This is a genomic window from Streptococcus salivarius (genome assembly GCF_002094975.1).
Lineage (GTDB): Bacteria > Bacillota > Bacilli > Lactobacillales > Streptococcaceae > Streptococcus > Streptococcus salivarius_D.
In genome coordinates this window covers 77469-101539 of the sequence record NZ_CP015283.1, presented here as the reverse complement: position 1 = coordinate 101539, position 24071 = coordinate 77469, and the positions used below count along the sequence as shown (strand labels likewise).

General features: G+C 41.2%; 24 protein-coding genes. 19 read left to right on the top strand and 5 right to left on the bottom strand.

The features are described 5' to 3' along the window. The first annotated feature begins 93 nt into the window (after positions 1-93). The 5 genes from V471_RS00500 to V471_RS00480 all read left to right on the top strand — a co-directional run bounded on the left by V471_RS00500 (position 94) and on the right by V471_RS00480 (position 4612). The gene (locus tag V471_RS00500) at positions 94-474 is read left to right on the top strand and encodes a PH domain-containing protein (RefSeq protein WP_004183191.1); all 381 of its coding nucleotides are present in this window, start codon (positions 94-96) and stop codon (positions 472-474) included. A gap of 12 nt (positions 475-486) precedes the next feature. Then, positions 487-1392, top strand: coding sequence for a magnesium transporter CorA family protein (locus V471_RS00495; RefSeq protein ID WP_002891572.1), 906 nt, complete (start codon positions 487-489; stop codon positions 1390-1392). A gap of 194 nt (positions 1393-1586) precedes the next feature. Beyond that, the gene (locus V471_RS00490) at positions 1587-3173 is read left to right on the top strand and encodes a DEAD/DEAH box helicase (RefSeq protein WP_004183188.1); all 1587 of its coding nucleotides are present in this window, start codon (positions 1587-1589) and stop codon (positions 3171-3173) included. 271 nt (positions 3174-3444) lie between these two features. Beyond that, a complete protein-coding gene (locus V471_RS00485; RefSeq protein ID WP_002886742.1) occupies positions 3445-4206 on the top strand; it encodes an IS110 family RNA-guided transposase in 762 nt (253 codons plus the stop codon). 19 nt (positions 4207-4225) lie between these two features. Then, positions 4226-4612: an IS110 family transposase gene (locus tag V471_RS00480; RefSeq protein WP_002886743.1), complete on the top strand. Its 387-nt coding sequence runs from the start codon at positions 4226-4228 to the stop codon at positions 4610-4612. Positions 4613-4703: 91 nt separating this feature from the next. On the opposite strand, the gene V471_RS00475 is transcribed toward V471_RS00480, so the two are convergent. From V471_RS00475 to V471_RS00465, 3 genes are read right to left on the bottom strand one after another with little or no spacing between them, the layout of a single operon-like run. Continuing rightward, complete coding sequence (locus V471_RS00475) at positions 4704-4973, bottom strand: GIY-YIG nuclease family protein (RefSeq protein WP_084870988.1); 270 nt, start codon at positions 4971-4973, stop codon at positions 4704-4706. Positions 4974-4976: 3 nt separating this feature from the next. After that, positions 4977-5741, bottom strand: a complete 765-nt coding sequence (locus V471_RS00470) for a tRNA1(Val) (adenine(37)-N6)-methyltransferase (protein WP_037599202.1) — start codon at positions 5739-5741, stop codon at positions 4977-4979. 49 nt (positions 5742-5790) lie between these two features. Then, positions 5791-6726 (bottom strand): polysaccharide deacetylase family protein, encoded by a 936-nt coding sequence (locus V471_RS00465; protein WP_084871503.1) that lies wholly within the window; start codon positions 6724-6726, stop codon positions 5791-5793. A gap of 129 nt (positions 6727-6855) precedes the next feature. Between V471_RS00465 and V471_RS00460 the strand changes: the two genes are divergently transcribed. The 14 genes from V471_RS00460 to V471_RS00395 all read left to right on the top strand — a co-directional run bounded on the left by V471_RS00460 (position 6856) and on the right by V471_RS00395 (position 22563). Further along, positions 6856-7611 (top strand): lysophospholipid acyltransferase family protein, encoded by a 756-nt coding sequence (locus tag V471_RS00460; protein WP_084870987.1) that lies wholly within the window; start codon positions 6856-6858, stop codon positions 7609-7611. Between the two features lie 108 nt (positions 7612-7719). Next, complete coding sequence (locus tag V471_RS00455; RefSeq protein ID WP_084870986.1) at positions 7720-8418, top strand: helix-hairpin-helix domain-containing protein; 699 nt, start codon at positions 7720-7722, stop codon at positions 8416-8418. Continuing rightward, positions 8408-10648: a DNA internalization-related competence protein ComEC/Rec2 gene (locus V471_RS00450; RefSeq protein WP_084870985.1), complete on the top strand. Its 2241-nt coding sequence runs from the start codon at positions 8408-8410 to the stop codon at positions 10646-10648. The genes V471_RS00455 and V471_RS00450 overlap by 11 nt, the downstream gene beginning before the upstream one ends. 85 nt (positions 10649-10733) lie before the next feature. After that, positions 10734-11996, top strand: coding sequence for a UDP-N-acetylglucosamine 1-carboxyvinyltransferase (locus V471_RS00445; protein ID WP_013991032.1), 1263 nt, complete (start codon positions 10734-10736; stop codon positions 11994-11996). Between the two features lie 65 nt (positions 11997-12061). Continuing rightward, positions 12062-12607, top strand: coding sequence for a GNAT family N-acetyltransferase (locus V471_RS00440; RefSeq protein WP_084870984.1), 546 nt, complete (start codon positions 12062-12064; stop codon positions 12605-12607). Continuing rightward, on the top strand, positions 12600-13880 hold the full coding sequence (spxR, locus tag V471_RS00435; protein ID WP_002884454.1) for a CBS-HotDog domain-containing transcription factor SpxR: 1281 nt from the start codon (positions 12600-12602) through the stop codon (positions 13878-13880). Before V471_RS00440 ends, spxR begins: the two co-directional genes overlap by 8 nt. A 39-nt stretch (positions 13881-13919) precedes the next feature. Then, positions 13920-14780, top strand: a complete 861-nt coding sequence (locus V471_RS00430; protein ID WP_004183173.1) for a methionyl aminopeptidase — start codon at positions 13920-13922, stop codon at positions 14778-14780. A gap of 1 nt (position 14781) precedes the next feature. Then, positions 14782-15741, top strand: coding sequence for a YihY/virulence factor BrkB family protein (locus V471_RS00425; RefSeq protein WP_013991030.1), 960 nt, complete (start codon positions 14782-14784; stop codon positions 15739-15741). Positions 15742-15830: 89 nt separating this feature from the next. Next, entirely contained in the window at positions 15831-16340 is a 510-nt protein-coding gene (locus tag V471_RS00420) for a QueT transporter family protein (protein WP_002891556.1), read from the top strand. Between the two features lie 49 nt (positions 16341-16389). Beyond that, entirely contained in the window at positions 16390-18348 is a 1959-nt protein-coding gene (gene ligA, locus V471_RS00415) for an NAD-dependent DNA ligase LigA (protein ID WP_084870983.1), read from the top strand. Positions 18349-18357: 9 nt separating this feature from the next. Further along, complete coding sequence (locus V471_RS00410; RefSeq protein WP_045768788.1) at positions 18358-19371, top strand: diacylglycerol kinase; 1014 nt, start codon at positions 18358-18360, stop codon at positions 19369-19371. 122 nt (positions 19372-19493) lie between these two features. Then, positions 19494-19697, top strand: a complete 204-nt coding sequence (locus tag V471_RS00405) for a hypothetical protein (RefSeq protein ID WP_045768789.1) — start codon at positions 19494-19496, stop codon at positions 19695-19697. Between the two features lie 141 nt (positions 19698-19838). Then, a complete protein-coding gene (locus V471_RS00400; protein WP_070579562.1) occupies positions 19839-20828 on the top strand; it encodes a helix-turn-helix transcriptional regulator in 990 nt (329 codons plus the stop codon). Positions 20829-20934: 106 nt separating this feature from the next. Next, positions 20935-22563 carry a membrane protein gene (locus V471_RS00395; RefSeq protein WP_049553629.1) on the top strand — a complete coding sequence of 543 codons (1629 nt, stop codon included), beginning with the start codon at positions 20935-20937 and terminating at the stop codon, positions 22561-22563. A 37-nt stretch (positions 22564-22600) separates the two neighbouring features. Here V471_RS00395 and V471_RS00390 read toward each other — a convergent pair whose 3' ends face one another. Both V471_RS00390 and V471_RS00385 read right to left on the bottom strand, forming a co-directional pair. Further along, a complete protein-coding gene (locus tag V471_RS00390; protein ID WP_045768792.1) occupies positions 22601-23080 on the bottom strand; it encodes a QueT transporter family protein in 480 nt (159 codons plus the stop codon). 72 nt (positions 23081-23152) lie between these two features. Then, complete coding sequence (locus V471_RS00385; RefSeq protein WP_002891542.1) at positions 23153-23980, bottom strand: exodeoxyribonuclease III; 828 nt, start codon at positions 23978-23980, stop codon at positions 23153-23155. Positions 23981-24071: the final 91 nt, after the last annotated feature.

Here is a 24071-nt window from a genome sequence, read left to right as displayed (position 1 = left end):
TACTAGAAACCCATTTCTGCAAGTGTCTGAAATCCTAAAATTGTGGTATAGTTAAAGCAAGGATTATCTTTACAATAAAAAGGAGAAACAACTATGGGACTTTTTTCAGGACTGCTTGGTAACGCATCTAAAAAAGATAATGATAAAGTTGAGCGCCAATTGGAGGGCATCTTAATTCCAGGTGAACAGGTGGAGTTAGCCTATGTCCTTATTCGTGACTTGATTGTCTTTACAGAGAAGCGCTTGATTTTAGTCGATAAGCAAGGTGTTACAGGGAAGAAGACTTCCTACAAGTCTATCCCTTATCACTCGATTTCTCGTTTTACTGTAGAAAGTTCAGGGCACTTTGACCTAGATGCTGAACTTAAGATTTGGATTTCATCAGCATTGGAGCCCGCAGAGGTCCTTCAATTTAAGAGTGATAATAATGTCTTTGAAATTCAACAAGCTTTGGCAGCAGCAGTGCTAAAGTAATGAGGAAGAAAAATGTTTATTGAAAAAGAACTGGGTTATAAGCGTCACTGGATTAATATTGACTCAGATATTATTTCTGAGCAATCCTACCTTTATACCAAGTATGATATTGATCAGGAAACCATAGAGTATGCCTTGGATAAAAATGAACGAGCCCACATGGACTACAACCGTGAGAATGGAACAATCACCTTTATCTATAATGTTCTGGCTCTTGAGAAGGACAAGGAATACTATGAAACCATTCCTCTGACCTTTATTGTACAAGATACGCGTTTGGTGACCATTAGTAATGAGGATAATGCTTATGTGATCAGCAAAATGCAAGACTATGTGGATAACCATGAAGATTTATCTATTTATAAATTGCTTTTTGCAGGACTTGAGATGATTTCAAATGCCTACTATCCCGTCATTGAACGTTTGGATCAGCAAAAAGATGAGGTTAGTCGACGTCTAAGGCAGACTACGACAAGTAAGAATCTTTACGACCTTTCAGATTTGGAAACAGGCATGGTCTATTTGGTGGCTGCCGCTACACAAAACCGTCTCCTTTTGGAGCACATCAAGGGGCACGCCATTTATCGTCGTCTCAACGAGGTTGAAAAAGAACAGTTTGATGATGCCATGATTGAAGCCAGACAGTTAGTAGCCATGACGGACCTCATTTCTAAGGTCTTACAGCAATTATCAGGTTCTTATAATAATATCCTAAACAACAACCTGAACAACAACTTGAGTAATTTGACTATTATTGAGGTGCTCTTGGGAGTGCTTGCCGTCATTACCGGTTTCTTTGGGATGAATGTTCCTCTACCTTTTATGACTGTCAGTCCAGCCTGGATTTTCATCATTATCGGTAGTGCGATTCTTTGTTTGGTCTTGGCCCGCTACTTGCGTTGGTTGGTCCATAAATAATAATTAGTGAGTGAAACCGTCTTCTCAAATTGGAGGCGGTTTTAAAACGTTATTTTCTGTCTTTTTATTTCTAAATATGATAGACTAGATGAGTTGTTAAAATAAACGACTATTAAATACAGGTAGTTAATCTACTACACAACCAAGTCTCATAAGGTGGCTTCGCACCGCCTTCAAATAGAAAGAAGAATACTTTGAAATTTACAGATTTAAACCTATCAGAAGACATCCAATCAGCTGTTGTAGCTGCCGGTTTTGAAAAACCATCACCTATCCAAGAGTTGACAATTCCACTCGCTCTTGAAGGTAAGGATGTTATCGGTCAGGCCCAAACTGGTACTGGTAAAACAGCTGCCTTTGGTTTGCCTACCCTAGATAAAATTCGTACAGAAGAAAATACAATCCAAGCCCTTGTTATTGCCCCAACACGTGAGTTGGCAGTGCAATCTCAAGAAGAGCTTTTCCGTTTTGGTCGTGACAAAGGCGTTAAAGTTCGCTCAGTCTACGGTGGTTCTAGCATTGAAAAACAAATCAAGGCCCTCCGTTCAGGTGCTCACATCGTTGTAGGAACACCAGGTCGTCTCCTTGACCTTATCAAACGTAAGGCTCTTAAACTCAATAACATCGAGACTTTGATTTTGGATGAAGCGGATGAAATGCTTAACATGGGCTTCCTTGAAGATATTGAAGCTATCATTAGCCGAGTACCAGAAGAACGTCAAACTCTCCTTTTCTCAGCAACTATGCCTGATGCCATCAAACGTATTGGTGTGCAGTTCATGAAGGACCCTGAGCATGTGAAAATCAAGGCTAAAGAATTGACCAATGTTAACGTTGACCAATACTTTATCCGAGTGAAGGAACAAGAGAAGTTTGATACCATGACTCGCCTTATGGACGTTGACCAACCAGAATTGTCAATTGTCTTTGGTCGTACCAAACGTCGTGTGGATGAGTTGACACGTGGTTTGAAACTTCGTGGTTTCCGTGCAGAAGGTATCCACGGTGACCTTGACCAAAACAAGCGTCTTCGTGTTATCCGTGACTTCAAGAACGACCAAATCGATATCTTGGTTGCGACAGACGTTGCGGCGCGTGGTCTTGACATTTCGGGTGTCACTCACGTTTACAACTACGATATTCCACAAGATCCAGAAAGCTACGTTCACCGTATTGGACGTACAGGACGTGCAGGCCAATCAGGTCAATCTATTACTTTCGTAGCACCAAATGAAATGGGTTACTTGGGAATTATCGAAAACTTGACTAAGAAACGCATGAAAGGTCTTAAGCCACCAACAGCTCAAGAAGCCTTCCAAGCTAAGAAGAAAGTTGCTCTTAAGAAAATTGAACGCGACTTTGCGGATGAAGCTATCCGTTCTAACTTTGACAAGTTCAAGGGTGATGCGGTTAAATTGGCTCAAGAATTCACTCCTGAAGAATTGGCACTTTACATCTTGAGCTTGACCGTTCAAGACCCAGAGACAATGCCAGAAGTGGAAATTGCCCGTGAAAAACCATTGCCATTCAAACCATCAGGTGGTGGCTTTGGTGGTAAAGGCGGCAAAGGTGGCCGTGGCAACCGTGGTCGCGATAACAACCGTCGTGGTGGATACCGTGGCGACCGTAACCGCGATGACCGAGACGGTGGTCGTCGTGACTTCAAACGCAAGTCTAAGAAGAATAGCCGTGACTTCGAAAACCGTGGCAACAAACGCCCACACCGTACCTCAAGCGAAAAGAAAAACGGCTTTGTTATCCGTAACAAGGGTGATAAATAAACAATGAAAACGCTCTATGAAAATAGAGCGTTTTCCAATATCAAAAACTCTAAGCAGGCTTAGCCTGCTAACTCATGACAGAAAAGAAAGTTCGGCTTATAATGAAGGTGAACAATACCAATCCGTTGTCTTTAATAGGGCTTTGCCTAGCCTGTATCAAAAACTGGATGAACAAGAGTCATGAGATAACTCGAATATGCCTTGAGCATGAAAATAAAATTACTAATATCCTCTTGTTCTATTGTTCAATAGTTAACAGGAGGTTTTTGTAATGGAAGTTATGATTGAAACTTGTTGTGGAATTGATGTCCACCAAAAGTCTATCGTTTGTTGTATTCTAGATGGTCCACTAGAAAGCAATAAACCTAAAAAGATTCAGAAAAAATTTGGTACAACAACTATAGCTCTCCAAAACGCCTTAGATTGGTTATTGGAAAATCACGTCACACATGTCTTTTTTGAAAGCACTGGCCAATATTGGGTACCACTCTTTAATATATTCTCAGACTCAGAACTCAATTTGATATTAGCTAACCCCCAACATATTAAGAATGTGCCTGGTCGAAAAACAGACATGAAAGATGCCGAATGGATTGCACAGCTCGGACGTTGTGGACTTATTGAGCCATCTTACATTCCAAGCCCTGAAGTGATGCAGTTACGTTTACTCACTCGTAGGTTACGTTCTTACAAACAACGTCAAACTCAAATAAAGAATGAGATTCATAACCTCTTACAACGTGCTAATATCAAACTAACCAGCTATCTTTCTGATATCTTCTCTAAGACAGGACAGTCTCTTTTAACGCTCTTTATCAATGGGGAACTCATTGATTATGACAATGTGACAGCTTGTATTCACAAGCATGTCAAAGCAAGTCCCGAAGAATTAATGGAGGCCATGAATGGGAAGTTGTCACTGGAGGATCGATTTCTCTTGGAGCAAAGCCTAGAAGAATATCAATTGTATCAAAAACTCATGAATAAATTAAGGAGTGAAATAATAGCTTATATCGAAAAGGAGTTTCCCTGAAGAAAATAGATTACTTCAAATGATTCCTGGTGTGAGTGAAACTTGTGCAGCCACTATTTTAGCTGAGATTGGACCAGATGTGAAGGCTTTTCAATCGGACGCACACTTAGCTTCTTGGGCTGGGCTCTGCCCAGGATCTTATGAAAGTGCTGGCATTAAAAAATCCTCACATATCACGCAAGGAAATCGATATATCAAACAGGCTTTGACCATGTCGGGATTGATTGCGGCTCACTCTAAAGACAATGCGTTTTCATCTTTTTATAGCAAAATTTCCCAAAGAGGAAGTAAGATGAAAGCCGTCATTGATTGCGCACATAAGCTACTTCGTATCATTTACAAAATTCTCGCAACACACCAAGAATACGACAAAGAAAAAGTGCTAGGACTGAGGCAACAGTTCTAACACCAAAAATTTAAAAAATCTCAATTACAGTATAACACAAGAAGAGTTTTTTGCGCTATTTTTGATGTTTTTTTCAAATAAAAACACACGGTTATTTTTCCGTGTGTTCTTTGATATAGGCTAGTTTTTTCTCTCGGCTTTTTCTCTTAAAGAGTGCTTCGGCGCTCATGGCTTCAGGCTTGCTGTCAAAGACTTCTGAATAGAGGAGTTTAACTGGTAGGCGGGCTCTGGTATACTTGGCGCCTTTGCCTGCATTATGGGTTTTGAGGCGGCGTTCGACGTCTGTGGTATAGCCTGTATAGAGGGTGCCATCGGCACACTCAACCACATACATGTAGGCCTTGTTATCCTTTTCTGTCATCGTCTAGGACTCACCCTCAGTCTTTTTTCCAAAGTAAATCTCAAAGATTTCGTCGGTATAGTCGCCATTTTCCTTATGCACAAAGAGAGGCGGAAGGATTTTCAAGCCATCTGTCGAGCCGTCTTTAATGGCTTCAATCAGGAGCATATTTGCCTCACGTCCCATCTTAGGATAAATAAACTGGATGCGTTTAGGCGCTAGATTATACTGGCGCATAGTATCGATGATATCCAAAAAGCGGTCAGGACGATGCACCATGGCAATACGTCCGTTAGATTTGAGGGCATGACGAGCGACCTGGCAAATTTCCTCTAGATTGGTTGTGATTTCGTGACGGGCCAAGAGGTAGTGCTCGGACAGATTCTTCTTGGATGTTTCTGTCGCCTTAAAGTAAGGTGGGTTACAGAGAATAAGGTCCACCTGAGATCGTGGAGCATGGTCAAGCAAATTTTTCAGGTCGTCATTAACCACAGTCACCTGGTCCTCTAGTTGGTTGAGAGTGACGGAACGTTTGGCCATGTCAGCCAGACGTTCTTGTAGCTCAACCAAGGTAATTGGTGCCTCAGTGCGTGTACTAGCAAAGAGGCCAACGGCACCATTTCCCGAACAGAGGTCGACGATTAACCCCTTCTTTGGAATTTTTGGGAATCGCGAGAGGAGGACACTGTCGATAGAATAGCTGAAAACCTCCTTATTTTGAATGATTTTTACATCTGTGGAGAAGAGTTGGTCAATGCGTTCTCCATCTTTTAAAATTGGATTTGTCATAGCTTTTATTGTAACAAAAAACAGCTCCCAAAGGAACTGTTGTGAGTGATTACTCCAGGACACCAAAGGTGTAGCCTTGATCTTTGAAGTATTCGATGATTTGTGGAAGGGTCTGAACTGTGAGTTCCTTACCAGCAGTGTCGTGCATAAGGACAACCTTAACATGACTCTCAGGGAAATATTTTTGTGAACCATCCAAGTAGGCCATCATGCTTTCAGATGTCGTTGGGCGAACAGAGGCTGGTTCTGCATCACCACAAAGCATGTTCCAATCAATCCACTGGACACCTTCCTTGGCGAGAGCTTGGTCAGTACTTTCTAGACCTTGCCATGACATATGACCACCAGGATAACGGAAGATTCTTGTCTTGAAGTCTTTACCTAGGATGGCTTGGAAATTAGCCATGGTTTGGTTAACCTCAGAAACAATCTGACTTTGATTAGGAACACGTCCTGGATAAAGGAGATTAAAGTTATGGCTGAGGCTATGGTTGGCAATCGCATGTCCTTCTGTAATTTGGCGTTTGAGGATGTCCGCATTTTCTTGTGTAATGGTGTAACCAATGTGGAAGAATGTGGCATGAACACCATATTCTTTCAAAATACTCATGACTTGTGGGGTCAGTGTTGGATCAATCCCATCGTCAAACGTTAAAAAGACTACCTTGTCGTCGATATCCTGAGACTTGCCTCGAATAGTATTATTCACAGCAGTAACATCGTAAGCATAGTCAGAAGCTGCAATGCTGTGGTTACTACCTTTCTTGAGTTGTGTTTTATCTTCTTCCTTAGGTTTTTCTGAAGCTGAACTTGCGCTATTAGCGACTTGTTCAGTCTTTTCAGCCTTGGCTACTTGTTCAGATTTCGTGTTATGGCGTTGGAATAGGACAAAGCCTAGGATAGCCAAAACAGCCAAGTTTGCAATAATGAGGCAAATATTAAGTGCCTTTCGATTTTCCCCTGTAATCTTAATACTTTTTATCATAGCTACATTATAGCTCAAACCATTGGAAAGTGCCACACCATTTTCAATAGTTTACAAAGAAATTCGATGAAAAAAGATCTCCTTTTTTTGGTATAATAGTAAAAAACTTGTAGAAAAAGAGGTAAAAACGTGTTTTACGCTTATTTACGTGGGCTTGTTGTCTTCCTTCTATGGATTATCAATGGTAATGCCCATTATCACAATCGCGATAAATTATTGAACAAGGATGAAAACTATATCTTGGTTGCTCCGCACCGAACTTGGTGGGACCCTGTTTATATGGCTTTTTCAGCCCGTCCTAAGCAGTTTATTTTCATGGCTAAGAAAGAACTCTTTAAGAGCCGTATCTTTGGTTGGTGGATCCGCATGTGTGGTGCCTTTCCAATTGACCGTGAAAATCCTGGTCAAGAAGCTATCAAGTACCCTGTTAACATGCTTAAGAAGAGTAATCGTAGTTTGATTATGTTCCCAAGTGGTAGCCGTCATTCTTCTGATGTTAAGGGTGGGGTTGCGGTTATCGCTAAAATGGCCAAGGTTAAGATTATGCCAGTTGTCTATCAAGGCCCTCGTGAGCTCAAGGGTCTCTTAACGGGTGAACGTGTGGATATGAACTATGGTAATCCTATTGATATTTCAGATTTGAAGCGTTTGAATGACGAAAATATTCAAGAGGTTGCTCGTCGTATCCAGTCTGAATTTGCTCGTCTCGATGAAGAAGCTTTGAGCTATCAAACAGGCAAGAAACCAAACCCATTCACTTATATTTACCGTGTACCTCTCGGTCTTGTGGCTATTATTGCAGTGCTTTTGACCATGGCTTTCTCATATGTAGCTAGCTTTGTTTGGAACCCTGAAAAACACCGTGCCAAAGAAACGCAGAAATAAGCTAATAACTCTGTCAGACATAGATCTGATGGAGTTTTTTTACTTTTTGATATATTTTTCAAATTTTTTACGAATAAGAAAGAAAATATATCAATTAAGGAGAATAGCGTGAAGGAAAAGATTCTAGCCTATGTCAAAGATAATTGTCTGTTTGTGAGTGTTATTGCTGTACTGATGGTGATTTTTTGCTTCTTCCTATGGATGACTTATGGTGCCGGCAACAGCATGGAGGCGGAGACGTCTTATACAGATGTGACAGCTTTGTCAACCTCCTCCTCCTCCAAACAAAGCTCACAGTCTCTTTCTGAGGCGTCTTCCCAGTCAAAGACTGAAGGAAGTGAAAAGGATAAGTTAAAAGTAACGGTAGATGTTAAGGGGGCTGTGGCTAATCCAGGTGTTTATACCTTAAAAGCAAGCGCTAGGGTGACTGATGCCATCAAAGCTGCTGGGGGAATGACTGAGGATGCGGATGCTAAGAGTGTTAATTTAGCCGCAAGTCTGTCGGACGAAGAGGTTATCTATGTGGCAACTAAGGATGAAAACCTCTCTGTTCTTGGTCAATCAGGAACTGGTCAGGTCTCTGACAAAGGAGGGCAAACTAGTGCTAAGGATGGCAAAATTAACTTAAATACAGCAACCTCAGAGGAGTTGCAAACTATTTCTGGAATTGGAGCTAAGCGGGCAGAGGATATCATTGCCTATCGTGAAAGTCATGGAGGCTTTCAATCCGTAGATGACTTGAAAAATGTCTCAGGAATTGGTGATAAAACTTTAGATAAAATCAGAGAGTCCCTCTATGTGGCTTAAAAAAGCTCCAATCAATCTTTTTTCCTTGGCTCTGTTAATAGCTGCTCTTTATTTTACGATTTTTGTCACTAATGTTTATGCTATGGGGGCTTTTGCTTTTCTTTTAGTATGTTTTTTGAAGCATCATTGGAAGAATAAGGCAGCCCTAAAGTTGGTGGGGCTTGTAGGTGGGTTCTTTTTGATTTATTTTTTATTCTTGCATCACAGAGCTAGCATACAAGATAAACAAGCTCCTGCTGAAATCAATCAGGTGACTCTGGTTGCTGATACGCTATCGGTTAATGGTGAGCAATTATCAGCTATTGGAAAGGCAAAGGGACAAACTTATCAGGTCTTTTACCGACTCAAATATGAGAAGGAGCAGCATTTTTTTAAGACTACTAGTCAAACGCTAGTACTAAAAGGAAAAATAAAGTTATCCCCAGCAACTGGTCAACGTAATTTTCAAGGGTTTAATTATCAGTCTTATCTAGCCAGTCAAGGCATTTATCGAATGGCTCAGATTGAGCACTTGGACCATGTGGTGCCTCAAAAATCTCTATCTCCCCTAGCTTTTTTCCATCAACTGAGGAGGAGGGCATTGGTTCATATCCAGACGCACTTTCCTAATCCTATGAGACACTATATGACAGGCCTGCTCTTTGGGTATTTGGATAAGGAGTTTGATGAGCAGAGTCAGCTTTACACAAGCTTAGGTATTATTCATCTATTCGCACTTTCAGGGATGCAAGTCGGCTTTTTTCTGGGATGGTTTCGCTATGGACTCCTACGCTTGGGCCTTCCTAAAGATTATCTATTAATTATCTTGCTGCCTTTTTCCTTATGCTATGGCTTAATGACAGGTTGGACAGCTTCAGTCCTACGTTCCTTGATTCAAAGTTTGTTGGCGGAGTTTGGTATTAAAAAACTGGATAATATGGGTATAACCTTGCTTTTATTGTTTCTCTTTTTACCTCATTTTCTTTTGACAGTGGGAGGTGTTTTAAGTTGTTCCTATGCCTTCTTGTTGTGTTTGTTTGATTTTGAGGAGATGTCATCTCTTAAAAAGTCAATCTGTACGAGCTTGGTATTGAGTCTTGGGATTTTGCCCTTTCTAACTTACTATTATGGGACCTTTCAACCGGTGAGTTTAATTCTGACGGCGATGTTTTCGATAGTCTTTGATAGCTTTCTCTTACCTGTCTTGACGGTCTTCTTTGTCCTTTCAGGACTAGTAATCTTTTCTCAAATCAACCCACTTTTTGAATGGATGGAGACCTTTTTGACTTGGATACAATCCTGGATAGGCCAGCCTTTGATTTTAGGGAAACCTAGTTTGTTTCAGTTTGGCTTGATGATAGCTGTATTGGTTATGCTCTTTGATTTTTGGAAAAAGCCCCAGTTTAGGGTTTGTCTTTTGATGATTTTTAGTCTTTTGATGGTCTGGGTCAAACATCCTTTAACCAATGAGGTGACTATGGTTGACGTTGGTCAGGGAGATAGTATTTTTCTGAGGAGTATGAAAGGCGATACCATCCTAATTGATGTGGGTGGCAAGGTGACTTTCGGCTCAAAGGAAAAATGGCAAGAGGCTAGTCAGACGAGCAATGCGGAGAAAGCCTTGATTCCCTATCTACAGGCTAGGGGAGTGTCTCAAATTGACCATCTGGTCCTGACTCATACGGACACAGACCATATTGGTGATTTGGAAGAAGTGACCAAGCGGTTTAAGATTAAGGAAATCTGTGTCAGTCAAGGAGCTTTGACTAAGCCTAGTTTTGTGAAACGACTTCGAACTTTAAAACGCCCAGTTCGCACTCTAAAGGCTGGAGACAACTTACCCATGATGGGAAGTAAGCTACAGGTTCTTTATCCAAATAAAATTGGTGATGGTGGTAACAATGATTCGATAGTTCTTTACGGAAAACTATTAGGAAGCAGTTTTCTGTTTACTGGTGATTTGGAAAAAGAAGGAGAGGAGGAACTGATGGTCAGCTATCCTAATTTAAAGGCCAGTGTCCTCAAAGCCGGACACCACGGTTCAAAAGGGTCATCGTCTGAAGCTTTTTTGGACCAGCTGCATCCCTCCCTTGCACTTGTTTCAGCCGGTGAGAACAATCGTTATAAACATCCAAATGATGAAACTTTGAAGCGTTTTAAGAAACGTCACATTAAGGTTTTACGAACAGACCAGAACGGCGCTATCCGTTTTAAGGGGTGGTTTAAGTGGTCAAGTGAAACTGTCCGATAATTGTTAGAGTTCTTAATTTGTCATGCACCTCAATCTATGGTAGAATGTAAAGGCTAATATTCCAGTATAAGAAAGATTGAACAGTATGCGTAAAATTATCATCAATGGTGGTAAGAAACTTCAGGGAGAAGTTACAGTATCAGGGGCTAAAAATTCAGTTGTTGCATTGATTCCAGCCATCATTTTATCTGATGGGGTGGTTACTCTTGATGGGGTACCAGCAATCAGCGACGTCGATAACCTCATTGAAATTATAGAAGTAATGGGTGGTTCTGTTAAGCGTGATGGCGAAACACTTGAAATTGATCCACGAGGCGTTAAGGATATGCCAATGCCATTTGGTAAGATTAACAGCCTTCGTGCTTCTTACTATTTCTACGGTAGCTTGCTTGGACGTTACGGACAGGCAACAGTAGGTTTGCCAGGTGGCTGTGATTTGGGACCACGTCCTATTGACCTTCACCTTAAGGCGTTTGAAGCGATGGGTGCTAGCATTTCCTATGAAGCGGAGTCTATGCGTATTGCGACTGATGCTGGTCAATGCATTAAGGGTGCTCATATTTACATGGATACGGTCAGTGTTGGAGCGACTATCAATACCATGTTGGCAGCAGCTAAGGCTGAGGGTCGTACGGTTATTGAAAATGCGGCGCGTGAACCTGAGATTATTGATGTAGCAACTCTTCTTAACAATATGGGCGCACGTGTACGTGGCGCTGGTACAGAGGTTATCACGATTGACGGTGTAGAGAGCTTACATGGCACTCGTCACCAAGTTATTCCAGACCGTATTGAAGCGGGTTCTTACATTGCTATGGCCGCGGCTATCGGTAAGGGAGTTAAGGTTAAAAATGTTCTTTATGAACACCTTGAAAGTTTTATTGCTAAACTTGAAGCAATGGGTGTTCGTATGACAGTTGAAGAAGATGCCATCTTTGTGGAAGAGCAAGGTGATCTAAAACCTGTTGACATTAAGACGTCGCCTTATCCAGGTTTTGCAACAGATTTACAACAACCGATGACACCGTTGTTATTGAAAGCAAGTGGTCGAGGAAAAATCATAGATACAATTTATGAAAAACGTGTGAACCACGTTCCTGAATTGGCTCGTATGGGAGCTGATATTCAAGTACTCGGTGGACAGATTGTTTATAACGGTCCAACGCAACTCTCAGGTGTACCAGTAAAAGCTAGTGATTTACGTGCGGGTGCGGCGCTTGTTACGGCAGGTCTTATGGCAGAAGGTCAAACTGAAATTACCAATATTGAGTTTATCCTTCGCGGGTATTCAAATATCATTGAGAAACTTTCTGACCTTGGTGCAGATATTCGTTTGATTGAAGATTAAGTCTAAGGTTCAACCCCTAGTGGTTGAGCCTTTTTCCATTTCTAAAACTGTGTTATAATACTATCATGGATATTTGGACTAGTCTGGGTGCTTTTGCCTTTTTTGAGTCGGAGCGCCTTTCTTTTAGACCACTCATCTTTTTGGATCGTTTTGATTTACACGAAATTGTATCAAATCCTCAGAATCTACAATTTTTCTTTCCTGCCACTCAAACACAGCATGAAACGGATTGCCTTTTGGTCCATTATTTCATGAAGGAGCCTCTAGGTGTATGGGCGATTGTAGATAAAGAGTTAGATAAGATGATTGGCGTCGTTCGTTTTGAAAAGATTGATGTCCAGAAACGGACTGCAGAGCTTGGCTATTTTCTGAATGCCTCATATTGGGGTAGAGGTTTAATGACTGAGGCGGTTACCTGTCTGTCAGATTTGGCTTTGACGGCTATGGGAATGGACCGTATTATTCTTATTGCCCACTTGGAAAATAAGTCATCGATTCGTGTAGCGGAAAAATCAGGCTTTAAACTTGTGTCCCACTTTAAGGGAGCAGACCGATACACTCGTACCATGCGTGATTATCTCCGCTTTGAGAAGGAGGAGAACTGTGAGTAAACACCAAGAAATTCTAGATTATCTTGAGGCCTTGCCAATCGGTAAGCGTGTTAGTGTGCGTAGTATTTCGAATCACTTACAGGTTTCTGATGGAACTGCCTATCGAGCCATTAAAGAAGCTGAAAATCGAGGGCTAGTTGAGACTCGTCCTCGGAGTGGGACGGTTCGAATTGAAAAGAAAGTCCAAGTTCGTCTTGATAGGCTGACCTTTGCGGAGATTGCAGAGATTACGGAGTCTGAGGTTATCTCTGGTCATGAAGGTCTGGAACGTGTCTTCAGTAAGTTCTATATTGGAGCCATGACTATTGAGAATATCACCCGTTATCTAACCAAGGGAGATCTTCTTATTGTTGGGGACCGTGAGGATATTCAATTGCTTGCCCTAGAACACAATAATGCTATTCTAGTGACGGGGGGCTTTCAGGTCTCCGATAGGGTAAAAGAGCTTTCTCGTTTGAAGCAATTTCCGGTCATGGTAACAACTTACGATACTTTTACCGTGGCAACTATGATTAACCAGGCGCTTTCGAATGTCCGCATCAAAACAGACATCAAGACTGTAGCTCAAGTCTATACCAGACGAGAAGACTACAACTACATGACTCCAGAAATGACGGTCAGGGATTTTCAGAATTTGGTTAAACGGACCAACTTGGTACGTTTTCCAATTCTATCTGAGTCTGAAAAAGTGATTGGGATTGTGACCATGCGGGATGTGTCTAATCAGCAACCGACGACCATGCTTAAGGCAATCATGACCAAGCCGACGGTGACAAGACTTGAGACTAGTCTGGCAACTGTTGCCCAAAAGATGATTTTTGAAGACTTTGATATCATTCCTGTCGTGGATGAAGAAAAACACTATCTAGGTGTTATTACCCGTCGTCAGGTTTTGGAAGAACTTCAGGACAATAATCGTGGCAACTTGCATACCTTTAGCGATCAAATGATAGCTAACCTAAACCAGGACAAGCATGCTTTCAGCTTTGAAGTAGAGCCCACTATGATTGACAATTCTGGAAACCTCACTCAGGGTGTTCTTGCAGAGATGGTTAAAGAGGTTGTCTATCGTATCATGGAAAAGCAGGAGCAAAATGGTCTTGTGATTGAAGAGATGATGTTTTACTTTCTTCAGGCGGCTCAGATTGATGACAAGGTGACGATTACACCAAGTATTATCGCTGAAACCAGACGTAGAGCTCATCTGGACCTTATGGTTACTCATGGGAATCATACCGTCTGCAAATCAGTCGTTGTGGTTAAGAAAACTTAGTAACGAATAAAAAAAGATATAAAGAAAACGGAGAAAATAATGATTACATTAAAATCAGCACGTGAAATTGAAGCAATGGATAGGGCAGGGGATTTTCTTGCTAGCATTCACATTGGTCTACGTGACCTCTTGAAACCAGGAGTGGATATGTGGGAAGTAGAAGAGTATGTACGTCGTCGTTGTAAAGAAGAAAATGTTCTTCCCCTTCAGATTGGAGTTGAGGGAAGCATTATGGATTACCCTTATGCAACATGCTGTGGCCTTAATGACGAAGTGGCACATGCTTTTCCACGTCACTATATTTTGAAAGATGGTGACCTCTTGAAAGTTGATATGGTCTTGTCAGAACCTATCGATAAGTCAGTCCTTGATGTGTCAAAATTGGACTTTGACAATGTTGCTCAGGTTAAAAAATACACGGAATCATATTCTGGCGGTTTGGCTGACTCATGTTGGGCTTATGCGATTGGAACGCCGTCTGATGAAGTTAAAAAACTTATGGAAGTAACACGTGAGGCTATGTACCTTGGTATTGAACAAGCAGTAGTCGGTAACCGTATCGGTGATATCGGGGCGGCTATCCAAGAATACGCTGAAAGTCGTGGTTACGGTGTTGTTCGTGATTTGGTTGGACACGGAGTTGGGCCAACAATGCACGAAGAGCCAATGGTGCCAAACTATGGGGTAGCCGGACGAGGTCTCCGTCTCAAAGAAGGAATGGTTTTGACTATCGAGCCAATGATTAACACTGGTACTTGGGAAATTGATACGGACCTTGAAACTGGTTGGGCTCACAAAACTCTCGACGGTGGACTTTCTTGTCAATATGAACACCAATTTGTTATTACTAAGGATGGTCCAGTAATTTTGACTTCTCAAGGCGAAGAAAGAACTTACTAATATGAAACGACAAGGCTTAATGGCCCGTCTCTTGGATAAACTCCAGTGGCGCCCATTGCAGGTTTATCTTAGGCATTATCGTAGTGCAGAGATAGACATTTCAACTATCGCAGTGGCTTACTATCTCATTTTGACGGTTTTTCCGCTCATTGTCATTGCGGCCAATGTCTTTCCCTATCTGAATATTGATACGACTGATCTCTTGAAGTTTATGAATGAGCATCTTCCTAAGCAGTTTTATGCACCTGCAGCCAACGTTGTTCAGGATATCTTCTCGACACCTTCTGGACAGTTGCTAGGAGTTGCCTCTTTGACGGGATTCTGGACTATGATTAAGTCCTTGTCTTCCCTTCAAAAGGCTATTAACAAGGTGTATGGTGCTTCAGAACACCGTGATGTCTTTATTAGTCACATTATCGGTGGTTTCATGAGTCTGGTTATCTTATTCCTGCTCACCTTTGCACTAATGCTGTCTACGATTATTCAGTCGGTCCTTCGAGTTATCAATCAGACCTATCCTATTGGTTCCAAGATGACCCAGCTTATTCTAAATAGTATTCAACCTCTGAGTATTGCAGTTGTCTTCCTGGGAATGATGGTACTTTATTTCGTGCTTCCGAATGTGAAGATTCGAAAAATACGCTATGTTATGCCAGGGACTATCTTTACGACTTTAGTGATTGGTTATTTAAGCAACTTGTTTGGAACCTACGTGATTCGTACCTTGAGTCGATTGGTTGACATCAAGTTATTTGGATCCATTATGATTTTCGTCTTCATGCTTTGGTTCATCTTCTTGGCCAGAATTTTGATTTTGGGTGCCGTCTTTAATGCGACCTATCAAGAACTTAGACAAGGTGAACTAAAAAGTAGAAGAGGAGATGTGATTACTATTATTCAGAGTTTTTCTGGAGATGGTAGTGATAGCAAAAAACACAAAAAACATGAGGATGATTCCTAGATGATAAAAAGAGCTTGGTGAGATCCAGGCTCTTTTGACGGGATTATTGATTTTTCGTAGCTAATAAAAACATTGATTATGGAGGAAAAATGAAAAAACAAACTGTTCGTGATTTAACACATATTGCTATTGTGGCAGCCCTTTATGTGGTCTTGACTGTCGTGCCACCTTTTAACTTAATTTCCTATGGTCCCTACCAGTTCCGAATTGCAGAAATGTTCAATCTTTTAGGATTTTATAATCGCAAGTATATCATTGCCGTTACTTTGGGCTGCGTGATTGCTAATTTCTTTAGCTTTAACATGATTGATGTGGTTGTTGGAAGCCTATCAACATTGGTCTTTGTCGGTTCAGGTGTTTATTTCTTTGACCGTTTCAAAAACCAAGACATTTTGGGTGGCCTTTTTGACAAGGCTCATGTTTTCTTTGCCTTTTACTTCTCATTCTTCATGGTGACGATTGCGGCTGAGTTGACCCTAGTTACTCAAGCACCATTTTGGGCAACTTGGTTCACTGTTGCTATGGGAGAATTGGCTTCTCTCTTGGTTGGTGCAATTCTTATTAAGAAATTGGCCAAAGTCATTGATTTTGTTTCCTAATTAACGTCTGTAAAGGCGTTTTTTTCTGCTTTTATGTTAAAATGTTCCTATGGAAAAACGAATGAAAGAGCTGGTTGCTAAACTTAACCAGTATGCAAAAGAGTATTATACGGAAGATAATCCATCGGTGTCAGATGCAGACTATGATAAGCTCTATCGAGAGCTTGTAGCTTTGGAGGCTGAGTACCCTGAATATGTTCAAGTAGATAGTCCTACGCATCGTGTGGGAGGTCTGGTCCTTGATGGTTTTGAAAAATATCAACATGAGTATCCGCTTTATAGTTTGCAGGATGCTTTTTCACGAGAAGAACTGGATGCCTTTGATCAGAGAGTGAAGGCCGAGTTTCCTAATGCTGATTATATGGCTGAACTTAAAATTGATGGTCTCTCTATCTCGCTGACCTATGTGGATGGTGTTCTCCAGGTAGGTGCGACACGTGGTGATGGTTCTATCGGTGAAAATATCACTGAAAATGTCAAGCGTATCTCAGATATTCCTCTCAAGTTGGATCAACCGCTTAATATTACCGTTCGTGGAGAGTGTTACCTGCCACGGGCTGAGTTTGAACGCATCAACATCCAGCGTCAGGAGAACGGTGAAGCCGAATTTGCCAATCCACGTAATGCAGCAGCTGGAACCCTTCGTCAGTTGGATACCAAAGTGGTTGCAGAGCGTCGTTTAGCGACTTTCCTTTATCAGGAAGCTAGTCCAACGGAGCGTCTCACACAAAATGATGTCCTGAATGAAGTGGCAGAACTAGGTTTCTCTGTTAATCCACGACGTATTGTCACATCATCGATGGATGAGATTTGGGACTTTATTCAAGCTGTTGGACAGGATCGTGATGACTTGGCTTACGATATTGATGGCGTTGTTATCAAGGTCAATAGTTTAGCCATGCAAGAAGAGCTAGGTTTTACAGTTAAGGCACCACGTTGGGCCATTGCCTATAAATTCCCTGCTGAGGAAAAGGAAGCAGAGCTTCTCTCAGTGGACTGGCAGGTAGGTCGTACGGGTGTAGTAACGCCGACTGCTAATTTGACTCCGGTGCAATTAGCAGGAACAACGGTAAGTCGAGCTACCCTTCATAATGTGGATTATATTGCTGAAAAAGACATTCGTATCGGGGATACCGTTATTGTCTACAAAGCTGGTGATATTATCCCTGCAGTACTTCGTGTAGTGGAAAGTAAGCGTACAACACAGGAACCGATGGAAGTACCGACTCAATGTCCATCTTGTGGCAGTGGTCTCTTACATTTTGAAGATGAAGTTGCCCTACGTTGTATTAATCCTTCTTGTCCTGCTCAGATTAAGGAAGGCCTCATCCATTTTGCCTCTCGTGATGCCATGAACATCGCAGGTATGGGACCTTCAGTGGTTGAAAAGCTCTTTAAAGCTGAGTTGGTTAAAGATGTAGCTGATATCTATGGCTTGAACAGTCAGGATTTCCTCCAATTGGAAGGTTTCAAGGAAAAGTCTGCTGAAAAACTTTATGCAGCCATTCAATCCTCAAAAGAAAATTCTGCAGAGAAATTGCTCTATGGCTTGGGTATTCGTCATGTCGGTGCCAAAGTTAGTAAGCAGTTGCTAGAAGCGTTTGGAAGTATACAAGAGTTAGCAAGTGCAGATGTCGAGGCAATTGCTGCTGTAGATGGTTTAGGAGAGGTTATTGCCAAGTCCATCCAGCGCTATTTTGACAAGGAAGAAGCTCAAGTTCTTATGAAAGAACTGGAAACTTATGGGGTTAATTTGTCCTACCTTGGGCAAAAGGTAGCAGATGATGCCATCCTATCTGGTAAGACAGTTGTTTTGACAGGGAAATTGGAGCATCTTAAACGTAGTGAAGCAAAGGCAAAACTAGAAGCTCTGGGTGCTAAGGTGACAGGTTCTGTCTCTAAGAAAACAGATTTAGTAGTTGCTGGTAGTGATGCCGGAAGTAAGTTGGAAAAAGCACAAAGCCTAGAAATTGACGTAAAAGATGAGGCTTGGTTGCTGGATTTATAGGAGTTCAATATGAAACAAAAACGTGCCCGCTTAATTTATAATCCAACATCTGGACAAGAAATTATGAAAAAAAATGTTGCCGAGGTCTTGGATATTCTGGAAGGCGCTGGCTTTGAAGCATCAGCCTTTCAAACAACACCAGATGAGAACTCAGCAAAAAATGAGGCCACTCGTGCAGCCAAAGCAGGCTTTGACTTAGTTATTGCTGCAGGTGGCGATGGAACAATCAATGAGGTTGTTTCTGGGATTGCCCCACTCAAAAAGCGCCCACAAATGGCGGTTATTCCAACGGGGACAACAAATGACTTTGCACGCGCTTTGAAGATTCCAAGAGGGAATCCTGTTGAAGCAGCCAAGGTTATTGCTAAAAATCAAACCCTTCAAATGGATATTGGTCGTGCCTATGATGATAAATACTTCATCAATATTGCAGCTGCGGGTTCCTTTACGGAACTAACTTATAGTGTGCCTAGCCGCTTAAAGACAGTGCTTGGTTATTTGGCTTACCTTGTTAAGGGGGCAGAGTTGCTGCCACAAGTTAAGAAGGTTCCTGTCCGCATTACGCATGATGAGGGTGTCTTTGAAGGTGGTCTTTCCATGATTTTCGTTGCCTTGACCAATTCAGTTGGTGGCTTTGAAACGATTGCCCCAGATGCTAAACTGGATGATGGTAAATTTACACTAATCATGGTTAAGACAGCCAACCTCTTTGAATTGGTAGACCTTATTCGTCAGGTTCTCCAAGGTGGTAAACACATCTACGATAAGAGAATTTCCTATATCAAAACGAGCTCGCTGTATATTGAGCCTCTAAGTGATGATCGTATGATGATTAACCTCGATGGCGAATACGGTGGTGATGCACCTATCCGGCTTCAAAACCTTAAAAATCACATTGAATTCTATGCAAATATTGATGAGATTTCTGATGATGCCATCACTCTTCCAGATACAGATGAATTAGCTCTTGAAGCCATCGCACAAAAATTCAGTACAGAAGCTGAAAAAATTGAGAATGACTAATGTTAAACCATTAAGCAACCTAAGACAGGTTGCTTTTTAAGTATTTCTGTAGAAAATGACGCTTTCATTTGTTACAATAGAAAAAACTGGGAAATTGTTATATAGAATATTTAGAGGAGTAGATGTTTAATAAAGAAAGTGAACGTTATTTAAGTGATGATCATCGAAAGAATGGTGATCAGGCTTTCGAGTCGGCTTTTAGTAATCAAGGACCAGAGTTTGAATCTGCTTTTCAGGAGGAAAAAGCTGAAAAGCGACATTTCTTTTTGACCCTTGTTTTGCCATTGATACTCTTAAGTGTGAGCTGGATGTCGGTCTTCTTATGAGTATAACGAAAAGAAAAAGGACTATTATTTGAGTTATAATTCTGTGGATCGTGGCCACTGGTGATGACTATCTATGATAATTAATAACTAGACAGCAATTTTTTAGTAATAAGAGGTTTGATTATAAAGGGGGATTTTATAATGACAGCATCAAAAACCAAACGTCTCTTGTACTTTATGTCCGAATTGGAAAAGGGAAATGACATTTCAAAAACGGACTACCTAGCTCGCTTTGGTATCAGTGAGCGTACGCTTAAAGAGGATGTGAGTGAGCTCAAGGAGAACTTGACTGAACTCCGTCCAAATATGAAGGTTAAGTATTCCAGAAAATACGGTTCCTACCATGCTCAGTATGAACAGGGCTATGGTAACCTTAAATACAACCAGGCAGTTATCCTATCTAAGATTCTTTTAGAGAGTCGTGCCCTTCGAAAGGATGAAGTAGCAGAGATAATCAACATCTTTGTTGAGAGGGCTGTAGACGACAAGGAGCGCAGACGTATCAAGCGATTGACTGAGCTAGAATTAGATAGTTATCAAGAACTTAAGATTTATCAGGAACAAGATAAGTCACTCTTACCAGCTATTTCAGCCATTTTCGATGCCATTGTGGACCAACGTCCATTGTCATTTAGTTACCGTAAGCCAGGAGAAAAAGTGGAGGAATATAAGGTCTTTCCAATTTCAGTCATTTTTGACAACCATTATTTTTACTGTATTTCTTACAAACTGGATGATAACTTTACTTGTGATTATCAGTTCTCTGAAATCCGTTATTTCCGTGTGGATCGTTTCCAAACCATTCACAAATCTGAAAATGATTTGGCTTTCACGCTCAGTCCAGAACAAAAAGACCGTCTTATTACAGATGAGCAGGTGCGTTATCAGGCTTTCTCAATGCTTTCTGGTAACGAGTGGGCTCGAATTACCTTTGAGTATAAAGGACTTTACCGTGATGTCTTGGAATCCGATATTCCAAAACTAAAATTGCTTGAAGAAAGCACTAGTGATGGTGTTGATCAGGTCCGTTATGAGATTGAAACCTTTAGTTTATTAGGTTTTCAAAAGTACATTCAACGCTTTGATGGGGATTTTGTGTTCCTCAAGATTGAAGCAATAGATAACAAATGAAAAAGGCCTTCGGTTATCCGAATGCCTTTTTAAATCTGACAAAAATAGTACAATTGTGTTAAAATAGGAGTACGGAAACGTTATCATTTCCATAAGGAGGGAAAATATGAAAGAAAAGAAAAAAGAAATGCAAAAACAAGTCTTAACTCTTTTAGGAATCTTGATTTTTGCCTTTGTCAATGTGTTTATCTTTGATAATAAGATGGGCGCTGGTTTTTCTGCCTTCTCAACTATCACCCTGATGAGTATTGGACTCTTGTCTAAGCGCACCAGTCTGCGAGTTTTGGCCATTATTTCCTATCTCATCAATGTGGTAGCAGCCGTTTTTGGCTTCAACTACGTTGGTTTTTTAACAGCAGTTCAAGCCATTGAACTTATCTTCGTTATCTGGTATCTTTACCCACGTGACACGTTTTTGAGGCGAGATACAACTGATAAATACACTTACCGCTATCGTTGGATTCATTTGCTCTTGACGGTTTTAATCTCAATTGGAGGTTATATCGTTTTTGCAGTTGTTTCTAGTATTTGGAATGGTTCCTTCCTAGAATACGGTGGGAACACAGCTCTCATCTTTGCTATGCAATATTTGCTCTTTTTGAGCATTACCAAGTCGAGACAAGATGAACCGACCAAGGTTGCCCATTTGTTCCAAAAGGAACGCCGTACTAAGGAAATGAAAGCGGCAATAGAGGCCGAACGCCAAGCTAAAGAAAGAGCACTTGCACAAGCCTTCGAAGTACCTTTGAAGGCACCAAGTCAAACAGCTGCAAAATTTGGTAACAACATGGTCAAATTTGCATCTGTCTGGCTATTGGTAATGGACATGTCCATCTTGGCTTACTTCTTCCGTCCAAATGATGTTGGTTTCGGGTTTGGCGCCTTCTTTGTACTCTTGACTATTGTCTTGTCCTTGATTTTCAAATCTGAGGAAGACAAGGAGGACGTTTTCTCTATCATCTATCATAAGGTCCGTCCTATTCAACCTATTTTCTTCATTTTACTTTTGATCGCCCATGCGCATAAGTTCAGCTACGGGGCTGCTTACGCTCTCTTATTCTCAGCTGCTTATTTCTTCTGGGCTATCAATAAGATTAATATGAAGACCCTCTTGACCTTTACAGTCATCATTTATTTCTTCCCAGTCTTTGGTTATCTTTCTAACCCATACCGTCTGGGTGCTGAAAATCTTAATATGGTAGGTGAACTGGTGACAGATCGTGAGAAGTCTAATACCTTCTATCTCGGTCACTATTGGTCACTTCTAGGTCTACAGAGTGATGGTGAATATGAAGGAGTCCCTACTTCTTGGCAGGCTGCTAAGTTCGCTGACATTCAGACATTCTCTGATGATAGTGACATTACTTCAGGTGTTTTCCAAGTGAATAGTCACAATGATTATGATTATGATTTGCATTTAACAAATAACAAGGGCACCATTGAAGTCACAACTGGCTCTGGAAAAGATAAGAAAGAATACCAGTTCACTGACTTTGCTAGAACCTATTATCGATATGAAAAATTGAAAAAAACGGATAACCAAAAGCGTTATAAAGATTTTTATAAAGTAGGTACTGTTTCGACTGAGTTGGGAACTTATAATCTTTACCTCGAAATGAATCAAGATTGGGTTGATGAGTATCAAAAAGATCCTACTAATGTTGACTACCGTTTGCTTATCTCTGGTGACAAGCTGACACCAAGAGAAGCTTACAAGAAAGCATATCATTACTAAAAAATATCTCTGCAATGTGCAGAGATATTTTTGTTTGTCAGTCTTTATATCCTCGTTTAGCTAACTCTTGTACTAGAACTGCTCCCAAGATTGCAGGCACTAATTGTCCTAGGAGGAGATTAATAACGAGAGCAAAATAAGGAAGTTTGAGCAAAGCACTAAGCCAGATTGGTACCACTAAGGCAGGAACGAGTAGGATTGGAAGGATGATGAACCAGCTAGATAACTTAGCTTTACGGATGAGGTAGATGCTACCAGTTGTTAAAAAGCTAGCACAGAAACCACCAACCACGTCAATCAATCCCAAACCTCCAAAAGAGTTTGCGATGGCATTAGCCAGACTAATTGGGAATACCAAAAATGGGAAGATGTAGGTTAATCCATATAAAGCAGTGGCCAGACGCATCTGAACTGCACCAAAGGAAATGGCTTGAGATACAAAGAGGATAGCGATGTAAAGAGCCATCATAATAGCTGACAGAACGAGCTTTTGAGTGGTATTAAGTTTGGTTTTCATAATTTCTCCTTAATTGGGCATAGTAAAAGAGTAGCAGGTCTACTCTTTTTGTGATTTAGGTCTAGAGTTATTTTATAAATCAATCTCTAAGACGATAGGTGTGTGGTCTTGGCGATCACCAGAGTCAATCATGTCTGATTTTGTGACCTTATCGGCAATACGATTTGAAGTCAACCAGTAGTCGATTCTCCAGCCTGTATTGTTGATTTTAGATGTTTTGCTACGTTGGGCCCACCAAGTGTAAGCTCCTGTAACGTCGCCGTTGAGGTGACGGTAGGTATCTGTGAAACCTTTTGCGAGGAGGTTAGTGAAGCCAGCACGTTCTTCATCTGTAAATCCTGGTGAACGACGATTACTTGAAGGATTAGCCAAGTCGATTTCCTTGTGGGCAACATTGTAGTCACCAGTCGCAAGAACTGGTTTCTGAGCGTCCAATTCAGCTAGATAATCCGCATATTTTTCATCCCAGATTTGACGTTCAAGCAGACGTTTGAGGCCATCGCCAGCGTTTGGTGTGTAAACCTGTGTCACAAAGAAATTGTCAAATTCGAGAGTGATGATACGCCCTTCACAGTCCATGGTTGAAGGTGCCCCAATTTCAGGATAAGTAATAACTGGTGTCAATTCTTTTTTATACAAGAACATGGTTCCAGCATAACCTTTACGGGCAGGTTCAACAGATGAACGCCAAGTATTGTCATAGTCAGGGAAGTAGTCTTCCAAGATTTGCAAATGCTTTTTAGTCGGACCTTTGGCAGACAGTTTTGTCTCTTGAATAGCAATGATGTCTGCATTTTCAGCGACCAAGGTGTCGATAACAGCGCGTGATAATTGAGCGCGTGCAGAATCACTAGTAAGGGCGGCATTTAGGGAATCAATATTCCAAGAAATTAATTTCATGTGTACAGTTTCCTTTTTTGAGTCTTTCCTATCTATTGTAGCAGAAAATAAGGTGTCAGGCGAGTTATGGGCTTGATAAGGGACGCTAGGA

Bases quoted from the DNA above. Each gene is read 5' to 3' on its own strand.
- V471_RS00410 (WP_045768788.1), top strand. From the start codon at position 18,358: ATGAAACAAAAACGTGCCCGCTTAATTTATAATCCAACATCTGGACAA.
- V471_RS00470 (WP_037599202.1), bottom strand. From the start codon at position 5,741: ATGACAAATCCAATTTTAAAAGATGGAGAACGCATTGACCAACTCTTC.
- V471_RS00465 (WP_084871503.1), bottom strand. From the start codon at position 6,726: ATGATAAAAAGTATTAAGATTACAGGGGAAAATCGAAAGGCACTTAAT.
- V471_RS00440 (WP_084870984.1), top strand. From the start codon at position 12,062: ATGGATATTTGGACTAGTCTGGGTGCTTTTGCCTTTTTTGAGTCGGAG.
- V471_RS00400 (WP_070579562.1), top strand. From the start codon at position 19,839: ATGACAGCATCAAAAACCAAACGTCTCTTGTACTTTATGTCCGAATTG.
- V471_RS00475 (WP_084870988.1), bottom strand. From the start codon at position 4,973: ATGACAGAAAAGGATAACAAGGCCTACATGTATGTGGTTGAGTGTGCC.
- ligA (WP_084870983.1), top strand. From the start codon at position 16,390: ATGGAAAAACGAATGAAAGAGCTGGTTGCTAAACTTAACCAGTATGCA.
- V471_RS00395 (WP_049553629.1), top strand. From the start codon at position 20,935: ATGAAAGAAAAGAAAAAAGAAATGCAAAAACAAGTCTTAACTCTTTTA.
- V471_RS00420 (WP_002891556.1), top strand. From the start codon at position 15,831: ATGAAAAAACAAACTGTTCGTGATTTAACACATATTGCTATTGTGGCA.
- V471_RS00430 (WP_004183173.1), top strand. From the start codon at position 13,920: ATGATTACATTAAAATCAGCACGTGAAATTGAAGCAATGGATAGGGCA.
- V471_RS00390 (WP_045768792.1), bottom strand. From the start codon at position 23,080: ATGAAAACCAAACTTAATACCACTCAAAAGCTCGTTCTGTCAGCTATT.
- V471_RS00480 (WP_002886743.1), top strand. From the start codon at position 4,226: ATGATTCCTGGTGTGAGTGAAACTTGTGCAGCCACTATTTTAGCTGAG.
- V471_RS00495 (WP_002891572.1), top strand. From the start codon at position 487: ATGTTTATTGAAAAAGAACTGGGTTATAAGCGTCACTGGATTAATATT.
- V471_RS00500 (WP_004183191.1), top strand. From the start codon at position 94: ATGGGACTTTTTTCAGGACTGCTTGGTAACGCATCTAAAAAAGATAAT.
- V471_RS00445 (WP_013991032.1), top strand. From the start codon at position 10,734: ATGCGTAAAATTATCATCAATGGTGGTAAGAAACTTCAGGGAGAAGTT.
- V471_RS00425 (WP_013991030.1), top strand. From the start codon at position 14,782: ATGAAACGACAAGGCTTAATGGCCCGTCTCTTGGATAAACTCCAGTGG.
- V471_RS00385 (WP_002891542.1), bottom strand. From the start codon at position 23,980: ATGAAATTAATTTCTTGGAATATTGATTCCCTAAATGCCGCCCTTACT.
- V471_RS00405 (WP_045768789.1), top strand. From the start codon at position 19,494: ATGTTTAATAAAGAAAGTGAACGTTATTTAAGTGATGATCATCGAAAG.
- V471_RS00485 (WP_002886742.1), top strand. From the start codon at position 3,445: ATGGAAGTTATGATTGAAACTTGTTGTGGAATTGATGTCCACCAAAAG.
- V471_RS00450 (WP_084870985.1), top strand. From the start codon at position 8,408: ATGTGGCTTAAAAAAGCTCCAATCAATCTTTTTTCCTTGGCTCTGTTA.